Source organism: Pseudofrankia coriaricola, from assembly GCF_001854805.1.
Lineage (GTDB): Bacteria > Actinomycetota > Actinomycetes > Frankiales > Frankiaceae > Pseudofrankia.
In genome coordinates, this window is the sequence record NZ_MBLO01000178.1 from 1 (window position 1) to 2288 (window position 2288).

Annotated in this window: 4 protein-coding genes; 3 read left to right on the forward strand and 1 reads right to left on the reverse strand. The window is 67.4% G+C overall.

Annotation, left to right across the window (positions count from 1 at the left end; genetic code table 11):
* On the reverse strand, positions 1-208 hold a 208-nt coding region (locus BCD48_RS53940; RefSeq protein WP_241841898.1), incomplete at its 3' end, for a transposase.
* Positions 209-331: 123 nt separating this feature from the next.
* Here BCD48_RS53940 and BCD48_RS21280 point away from each other — a divergent pair.
* The 3 genes from BCD48_RS21280 (at position 332) to BCD48_RS21290 (ending at position 2140) form a co-directional block, all read left to right on the forward strand.
* The gene (locus tag BCD48_RS21280) at positions 332-655 is read left to right on the forward strand and encodes a hypothetical protein (protein ID WP_131804075.1); all 324 of its coding nucleotides are present in this window, start codon (positions 332-334) and stop codon (positions 653-655) included.
* An 80-nt stretch (positions 656-735) separates the two neighbouring features.
* Positions 736-1668 carry a site-specific integrase gene (locus tag BCD48_RS21285; protein WP_198543330.1) on the forward strand — a complete coding sequence of 311 codons (933 nt, stop codon included), beginning with the start codon at positions 736-738 and terminating at the stop codon, positions 1666-1668.
* Positions 1658-2140: a site-specific integrase gene (locus BCD48_RS21290; RefSeq protein ID WP_071050163.1), complete on the forward strand. Its 483-nt coding sequence runs from the start codon at positions 1658-1660 to the stop codon at positions 2138-2140. Before BCD48_RS21285 ends, BCD48_RS21290 begins: the two co-directional genes overlap by 11 nt.
* Positions 2141-2288 lie beyond the last annotated feature (148 nt).

The following is a 2288-nucleotide window of genomic DNA, read 5'->3' on the forward strand; positions in this document are numbered from 1 at the left end:
AGGCCATCCGCACCGCCCTCACCGGCAGCCCCTGGCTACCAGTCCCAGCCACCGCCTGAAACAACATCAACACGGTTACCCCCGTGAATGGACACTCGTTGATCCCAAGGCTCTTCGCCACCTCGGCGATTGTACGATCCGAACCAAGGACGAGAGCCACCGCCTCGTCCTTGTACTCCTGGGTGAACTTCCTCCGCGTCGATCCCATCCCTTGATCTCCCTGGTAGTCAGTGGTAATTACGTCCACTGTCTACGAAACTGGGATCACTCCAATCAACCCCAACCATCGGGGCGTTCCCCGTCTCCGGCTCGCCTATGTGTGCAGTGCGGCTTGCTCCTTGAACGCAGCTGGCGCGACCTGAAGACCGTCCTTCAACTACGGCCCGTCCACCACCGGCTCGAAAAGCGGATCCGCGCCCACGTCCTACTCTGCTGGCTCGCCCTCCTGCTCATCCGCGTCGCCGAGAACGAGACCGGCACCACCTGGACGCGGATGCGCCGCGAGCTCGACCGCATCCACATCGGCACGTTCACCGGCCCCGCCGGCACCTTCCACCAGGTCACCACACTGACCAAACCCGCCCGCGACCTGCTCGCGGCCCTGCACATCGACCCGCCCAGGACGATCCACCAGCTCAGCACGCCGAAACCCTGACCAGACCCGCCCCGAACCCCGCCGGCGCCTAGAGAAACGGCCCGCCGGGGCACATCGGCATGTCCGCCCAGGTCACAGCCGTGATCGACACTCTAGGCGAACCGAATTACGCGGAACCCAGGTTCGGCGCCTACGAGCAATGGCTCGCGGGCAGACGGCTCGCGTCTTCCACGGTCAGCAAGAAGCGGTGGGCGCTGGTGCGGTTCCTGAGGTTCCTCGATGGCGCGGGCGTGCCGTCGTTGGCGGCGCTGCGGGCCACCGATGTCTACGGGTTCCTCGCCACGGGCAGCGGGTGGACGTCCTCGACGCGCACGACAGTGCTGTTCGTCCTGCGTGAGTACCTGAGGTTCGGGGTCGAGCGGGGCCTGGTCGACCCGTCGTTGGGCGCGCTCTTCCCGGTGATCGTCGCGAACCCCGAGGCCGTGCTGCCGTCGGTGTTCACGCCCGGGGAGGTGGCCACCGCACTGGACGGGCTCGACGCGCTGCCGTCGTGGGACCCGTGGGCGCGGCGTGACCGTGCCGTGTTCCTCCTGGCTGCCGTGCTCGGCATGAGGGTCGGCAACATCGCGGCTCTGCGGTTGAGCCAGATCGACTGGCACACGCGACGGATCTCGGTGCCACAGGTCAAGACAGTTCGGCGCGTCGATCTGCCGATGCCCGAGGAGGTGATGCTTGCGCTGCTGGACTACGTGAAGCATGACCGGCCCGTCAGCGACACCGATCACGTGTTCCTCCGTGCGCAGGCGCCGTTCGGGCCGCACCCGAGCGCCCGGGCGTTCTACCACGTCGTGGCGAACGCGTTCGCCCGAGCCGGTCTCGACGTGACCGGGCGCCGGCACGGGCCGCACTCCCTGCGCCACTCCCTGGCTTCGAACATGCTTGCCGGCGCGACGTCCTACCCGGCCATCGGCGCCGTGCTCGGGCACGCAGGCGTCGAGTCGACCAAGTCGTACTTGCGCGTCGACGTCGAGCAGCTGCGCGGCCTGGCGTTGGAGGTGCCCGATGCCCGCTGACCGCGGTTTCGCCGGCCCGTGGGCGCACCTGTTCGAGGAGTTCATCGCCTTCAAGCGCTCGCTGGGCTACCTGTTTCCGGAGGACTCGGTACGGAAGTACCGGCTGCTGTCCCACCACATCGCGTCCTTCCCCGCCGACCCGCGGGTGCTGACCGCCGAGATGGCCGAGGCATTCCTCGACCCCGGCAGCCGTGCTCCCGGGACGTTGTGGGTGCGGCGCAACACCCTCAAGCAGTTCGCGTTGTTCCTGCGCAGCCACGGGATCGACTGCTGGCAGCCGCCCGACCGGTTCGACGCGATCCCAGCGCCCCGGTTCGATCCGCGGATCATCACCAGCCAGGAGATGGCCAAGGTCATCGCCGTCGCTGACGCGATGCCGCCGAGCCCGTCGTCTCCGGCCGGGGCGGCGATCTACGGGATGCTGCTGCGAAATGTTGACCGGACTACCGAGCTCGCGTCCGGCGTGTTCTAAGCCGAAGTTACGGATCGCCAAAGATCAATATCGTCTTTACCTGGAACTTTGGCGTGCGTTGGGCGAGCGGTAGACAGTAAGACGATCAGCTCGCGCCTCGCGGTCTCCCATCGCGGTCCGTGACGGCCTGCGGTTCACGAGGACCACC